9 protein-coding genes and 1 pseudogene are annotated in these 6,144 nt (G+C 43.7%); 9 read left to right on the top strand and 1 reads right to left on the bottom strand.

The window, feature by feature from the left end:
- Positions 1-306 (bottom strand): cation transporter (locus CWB65_RS18210; RefSeq protein WP_171040126.1); only part of this gene is annotated, 306 nt, incomplete at its 3' end.
- Positions 307-470: 164 nt separating this feature from the next.
- On the opposite strand from CWB65_RS18210, the gene merR reads away from it, so the two are divergent.
- The 9 genes and pseudogenes from merR to CWB65_RS18160 form a co-directional block, all read left to right on the top strand.
- Positions 471-905 carry a mercury resistance transcriptional regulator MerR gene (gene merR / locus CWB65_RS18205; protein ID WP_138686827.1) on the top strand — a complete coding sequence of 145 codons (435 nt, stop codon included), beginning with the start codon at positions 471-473 and terminating at the stop codon, positions 903-905.
- Between the two features lie 247 nt (positions 906-1,152).
- Positions 1,153-1,710, top strand: a complete 558-nt coding sequence (locus tag CWB65_RS18195; protein WP_138686826.1) for a recombinase family protein — start codon at positions 1,153-1,155, stop codon at positions 1,708-1,710.
- Positions 1,711-1,712: 2 nt separating this feature from the next.
- Positions 1,713-2,441, top strand: a pseudogene (locus CWB65_RS18190) (DUF4158 domain-containing protein); the annotation flags it as partial.
- Between the two features lie 239 nt (positions 2,442-2,680).
- Positions 2,681-3,337: a hypothetical protein gene (locus CWB65_RS18185; RefSeq protein ID WP_138686825.1), complete on the top strand. Its 657-nt coding sequence runs from the start codon at positions 2,681-2,683 to the stop codon at positions 3,335-3,337.
- Entirely contained in the window at positions 3,313-3,726 is a 414-nt protein-coding gene (locus CWB65_RS18180) for a DUF2000 domain-containing protein (protein ID WP_138686824.1), read from the top strand. The genes CWB65_RS18185 and CWB65_RS18180 overlap by 25 nt, the downstream gene beginning before the upstream one ends.
- Complete coding sequence (locus CWB65_RS18175) at positions 3,723-4,481, top strand: formylglycine-generating enzyme family protein (protein ID WP_138686823.1); 759 nt, start codon at positions 3,723-3,725, stop codon at positions 4,479-4,481. The genes CWB65_RS18180 and CWB65_RS18175 overlap by 4 nt, the downstream gene beginning before the upstream one ends.
- An 8-nt stretch (positions 4,482-4,489) precedes the next feature.
- A complete protein-coding gene (locus CWB65_RS18170) occupies positions 4,490-5,134 on the top strand; it encodes a molybdopterin-dependent oxidoreductase (protein ID WP_171040125.1) in 645 nt (214 codons plus the stop codon).
- Positions 5,135-5,151: 17 nt separating this feature from the next.
- Positions 5,152-5,748: a LysE family translocator gene (locus CWB65_RS18165; protein WP_138686822.1), complete on the top strand. Its 597-nt coding sequence runs from the start codon at positions 5,152-5,154 to the stop codon at positions 5,746-5,748.
- A 29-nt stretch (positions 5,749-5,777) separates the two neighbouring features.
- A partial coding sequence (locus CWB65_RS18160; protein ID WP_249365042.1) for an AraC family ligand binding domain-containing protein occupies positions 5,778-6,144 on the top strand: 367 nt, incomplete at its 3' end.

The raw sequence follows: 6,144 nt of genomic DNA, 5'->3' as shown, positions 1-6,144 counted from the left end.
AATAGTCTTGTCCATGTTTGTAACGGCGACGTGCAGTCCGTCCCCATCACCACCAGCCTTGTCGCCACCGCCCAGCAGTCTGCCCCGCGCTGAAGTGGATGGGGCATCGGCGGGTGTGGCCTTGTAGCCGAGGCCGGCCACAGCGGCGGTCAGCGCCTCTGGCGAGGTGCCGGGATCGGTGGCGAGTTGCGCGGAGCCTTTCGGGTAGGACACGAGCGCCGACAGCACGCCCGGCACTTTCTCCAGGGCGTCCTTGACATGTGTCGCGCACGAGTCGCAGGTCATTCCGGTGATATTCAAATACATTGCATCGTTCCTTTTCGTTTCGGCAATTGCCAATGCAGTTAGCCGTGTTTGGGTGGTAGTTCGCAGCGGCGGTTGGCCGGTGAGAGCAGACATACGCTTGTCTTTTCAAATTTGGTTTGGATAGCTTAAGCTTACTTCCGTAGTTATGTACGGAGTCAAGCGATATGCAAATTAATTTTGAGAATCTGACCATTGGCGTTTTTGCCAAGGCGGCCGGGGTCAATGTGGAGACCATCCGGTTCTACCAGCGCAAGGGCCTGCTGCCGGAGCCAGACAAGCCCTATGGCAGCATTCGCCGCTATGGCGAGGCGGATGTAACACGAGTGCGGTTCGTGAAATCGGCCCAGCGGCTGGGCTTTAGCCTGGACGAAATCGCCGAGCTACTGCGGCTGGAGGATGGCACCCATTGCGAGGAAGCCAGCGGCCTGGCCGAGCACAAGCTCAAGGACGTGCGCGAAAAAATGACTGACTTGGCGCGTATGGAGTCGGTGCTTTCCGAACTTGTGTGTGCCTGCCACCTGCGGCAGGGGAATGTTTCTTGCCCGCTGATTGCTTCACTGCAAGGGAAGAAAGAACCGCGCAGTACCGACGCGGTGTAGCCAAGGGAACTACGCCTAAGCGTGCTTTATTTTCCGTTTTCTGAGGTGACGTCAACCGTCAGAAAAAACCGTGCGGCCGACTTTTGATAATTCGTGCTATCGCCTTCTGAAAATGACACGTATACCCTAACTTGATGTCAGATGCCATGTGCAAACGATGTCAGAATAGAGTTAAATTTCCTATTGATTGACATATTCCGTCAAAGGTAATAGATTTCATCCTGACACTTTTGCCTTTGGAGGCATCTTGCAAGGTCAACGCATCGGCTATGTCCGCGTCAGCAGCTTCGACCAGAACCCGGAACGGCAATTGGAGGGTGTTCAGGTGGCGCGGGTGTTCACCGACAAGGCTTCTGGCAAGGACACCCAGCGTCCCGAGCTGGAAAGGCTGCTGGCCTTCGTCCGCGAGGGCGACACCGTGGTGGTGCATAGCATGGACAGGCTGGCACGCAACCTTGATGACCTGCGCCGCATCGTCCAAGGGCTGACACAACGGGGCATGCGCATGGAGTTCGTCAAAGAAGGGCTGAAGTTCACCGGCGAGGACTCACCGATGGCCAATCTGATGCTGTCGGTCATGGGAGCCTTCGCTGAGTTCGAGCGCGCCCTGATCCGCGAACGTCAGCGCGAGGGAATCGTGCTGGCCAAGCAGCGCGGTGCCTACCGGGGACGAAAGAAATCGCTGAACAGCGAACAAATTGCCGAGTTGAAACGGCGAGTTGCGGCAGGCGACCAAAAAACCTTGGTGGCCCGTGACTTCGGCATCAGCCGCGAAACCTTGTACCAGTACCTGCGGGAAGACTGACCATGCCACGCCGCTCAATCCTGTCCGCCACCGAGCGCGAAAGCCTGCTGGCACTGCCAGATGCCAAAGACGAACTGATACGGCACTACACGTTCAACGAAACCGACCTGTCGGTGATCCGTCAGCGTCGCGGCGCCGCGAATCGATTGGGCTTCGCTGTGCAGCTTTGCTACTTGCGATTCCCTGGCACCTTTTTGGGCGTCGATGAGCTTCCGTTTCCGCCCCTGTTGCGCATGATGGCCGCGCAACTCAAGATGCCAGTGGAAAGTTGGAGCGAGTACGGCCAGCGCGAACAGACACGGCGGGAGCACTTGGTCGAGCTGCAAACGGTTTTTGGGTTCAAGCCCTTCACCATGAGCCACTATCGGCAAGCCGTGCATACATTGACCGAGCTGGCCTTGCAGACCGACAAAGGCATCGTGCTGGCGAGCGCACTTGTCGAGAATCTGCGGCGGCAGAGCATTATCCTGCCCGCCATGAATGCCATCGAGCGCGCAAGCGCCGAGGCCATCACCCGTGCCAACCGACGCATTTACGCGGCGCTGACCGATTCTTTGTTATCACCCCACCGTCAGCGCCTGGACGAACTTCTCAAGCGCAAGGACGGCAGTAAAGTGACGTGGCTGGCATGGCTGCGCCAGTCGCCTGCCAAACCGAACTCTCGCCACATGCTCGAACATATTGAGCGCCTGAAATCCTGGCAAGCACTTGATCTGCCCGCAGGCATCGAGGGGTTTTGCGCCCATCCCCTCGAAATTAACCTTAAGCCTATTTTTTGAACAATAAATTAATGTATGATAATGAAAAAAATTAGAGGAAACCATTATCACCACTCAAAAAACTAAAGTTATCCATATACTCATCAATTTAAAATTACTTTCAAAAAAGCAGTTTTATACAATAATCATCTAACCATGAGCTTTAACTTATTACTCTAGATAAATTAAAGCTTGAAGGGAATTTCGATAAGATGATTACTGAACACGGATTTTGGCTACGTAACAATGAATCCATTACCTGTATTTCAACACTCGGACCTGTTGGTTCAAGTAGCGAGGCAGCAGCTCTTCATATGGAAATACTACTAGGTAGGAAGCTTAATATACATTTATTTAGCAGCTTTGAACTAGCGTCCGCTTATACTGAAAATCATACCGACTGTGCTCTTTTAGTTGCTAATGCATATCGGGATTCAGATTATTTCTATATGAATCCAAAAACAACACTAATGGGTTCTTTTTTCTTTAGCCCTCCGCATTATTTTATTTGTTCTCGCAGTAAAGATGAATTAAAAAGAAAGTTAGAGAATAAAAAACGAATCTCTATAGTAACTCATAAAGCCCCCGCATCACGATTAAACGATGTCATTTCTTCAATGCAAAACAATGGCTATGAATTTTCGGAAGATAAAATTGAAGTTCATTATACCGAAGCCACCAGTAAAGGTGCTCAGGATGTCAGTAATGGATTATATGATTGTTGTTTATCTAATGAAATAGCCGCTAAACATTCCAACTTAGAAATAATTTCACTCCCACTAATTATTGAAATGACGTGGGTTGTATTTGTCAAAACTAATATAAATTTAAAGGAGCATAAGCAATGTCTATTGAGCGCTGTGCAATAATAATTGATAAAAATTTACCTATAGGACTTATTGCTAATACGGCTGCTATATTAACACTGTCTTTAGGGAAATTAAAACCTGAACTTATAGGTGAAGATATTAATGATTATGATGGTAAAGTTCATAAGGGCATAACCACTATACCTATCCCGATATTAACGGGCGATGGAAGTTCATTGTCAAGTCTGCGTCAACAACTTAGGGAGTACGAACCAGACTTAATTGTTATTGATTTTAATCATGCAGCACAAATGACTAAAAATTATGAAGATTATTCTAATCGCCTATCAGAAGTTACAGCAATGAGTTTAGAATATTTGGGAATAGCTATATATGGTAACAAGAAAATTGTTAACAAGTTTACTGGAAATTTAGGATTACTTAGATGATAAATATGACTTTGATTTCTGGTGAAAAATTCACACGTGGTTCATTAGAATCTCCAGATGAAATGCCACTTATGCAAGTTAAGTTAGATCCATTTTTTATGGATGTGAAACCAGTCACTAATGAAGACTTTCAAGTTTTTATAGAACAGGGAGGCTACCAAGAAGCGGATTTATGGAGCTCAGAAGGTTTAGAGTTTATTTCGCAATTGGGCATCAAAGAACCTCTATACTGGAATGATCCTAATTGGAACCAAGCAGATCAACCTGTCACAGGTATTAGTTGGCATGAAGCTGTCGCATATGCAAAATTTGTAGGTAAAAGTTTACCTACCGAAGCTCAATGGGAGTTTGCAGCGAAAGGAAACGATAATCGCAAATATCCTTGGGGGAATGCTGAAGCATCACTATTACTAGCAAATTTTGCTCCTGATTGTGAGCCAACGGAATTAAATCGGCGTTCGACACCTTGGCATGCTCATATACAAAATAGATCACCCTTTGGTTGTATCGATATGGCTGGAAACTTAGCAGAATGGTGCCAAGACAATTATTCCCCTAATTATAACTGGGATCAAAGTGGTATAAATCCATTATATAAAAGCAGTATTACAGATGACTTTGTTACAAGAGGGGGGTCTGGCTTACATGATAGTGAATATATGCGCTGTAGCAGTAGAGATCCATATCCTCCAACTGTAAGAGATAATATTGTCGGGTTTCGTTGCGTAAAGTTATTAATAAAAGATAGTGAGTAAAATTTAAAATGAATAATACTATACCTAAAACTCCTTGGATTGAAAAAAAGCCATCTTCATTACGGTATTACCAAGAAGGGCCACCATCATTAGCTGATTTAAACAAATGGACTTTGAATATATTTATACCTGATCAAGAGAAACCAATTCAAATTAATTATAACGAACTAAGATCTATTCTTCAGCGAACAGAAAACCGTAGGGTTGTATGCGTATGCAATTGGAGCATTCGTAGAACTTGGACAGGAATTTATTTAGAAGATCTATTTAAATATTTAAAAATCAAAGAAAGCCAATTTAAAGGTAAATTTCTTAAGCAAATTAGTATAGGCACAGCTGAAAAAGGAAAATATGATTCAACTATTCGTATCGATGATGCTTTCGAAAGAAAAGCTATGTTGATTTTCGATGTTGATGGTCAACCTTTATCTCTGGAAGAAGGTTATCCAGTACGCTTAATTGATTTTGGCTTGTACCGTTATAAAGGAATAAAAGGGCTAAGTGAGCTGCACATTACGAATGAGTTTGAGGCTGGTCATTGGGAGGCGATGGCTGGTTATTGTAAGGAAGGTAAGGTAAAGCCTAAAAGGTATCGAATTGTCGATTTACAAGAGCACCGTTTTATTGAAGGTGCTGAAGTAACTAATTTTTAAAGATTATAAGGACTATTATGTCAACACTTATAGCTATGGCGTTATTTGCATTTGTTACATCAATATCACCAGGGCCAGTAAATATAGTAGCAACATCTTCTGGAGCAAACTTTGGTTTCAATAAAACTTTACACCATATAACCGGTGCTACAATAGGTTTTACCAGTATTCTGTTACTATTGGGCGTTGGTGTTATAGAAGTATTTCATGAAAACCCTGAGATTATGAATTACTTAAGTTATATAGGGGCTGCTTTTTTATTATATATGTCCTATAAAATTGCATTTTCTCCTATAAGTAAAGTTGATGAAGAAAATCAAGCTACTCCACCTACCATAGTAGAAGGATTACTTTGCCAATGGCTAAACCCAAAAGCATGGATCGTAGCCATTTCAGGCGTTACAGTTTTTTCATCTAATGGAGAAAATAATACATCATCGATATTATTATTTAGCTTGGTATTCTTTGTGGTATGCTTTTTATCAATATCAATATGGGCGGTGATGGGGGTGACTATTAAAAAACTGTTGTCACACCCTGAACATTATAAGATTTTTAATTTAATCATGGGTTGTATATTAGCAAGTACTGTTATTTATTTACTAATATATTAGATTGCTGCTTACAAGGAGATAGTATAAATATGAATAACGGAAAACCCTTGTTTTATCATTCAATAGGACTCCCGATAGAAGCTAGAAGTGCTGATAATTCAGAAGCTTGTTATAAAAAGCATACCCATGAAGAATTTTCCGTTGGTATTGTCGAGAAAGGCGTTAGCGAATATTTTAACACAAGAAAAAAAGAAGAAATAGGAAATGGCTCAACCGTCATTATTAACCCAAGTGATGTTCATTCTTGTAACCCTAAAAATGGTTATACATGGAATTATAAAATGTTGTTTGTTGACCCACAATGGTTGCATTGTGAATCGCCCCGTGTTTGCCAGAGACTCAATAACTTGAGAAACTGGAACTATGAAAAAATCAAATCGCTATACATCAGAAATT

Source organism: Pseudoalteromonas sp. S554, assembly GCF_005930865.1.
Classification (GTDB): domain Bacteria; phylum Pseudomonadota; class Gammaproteobacteria; order Enterobacterales; family Alteromonadaceae; genus Pseudoalteromonas; species Pseudoalteromonas marina.
Note: the sequence above shows the minus strand (reverse complement) of the source record. Positions and strands in the feature narration are given on the sequence as shown.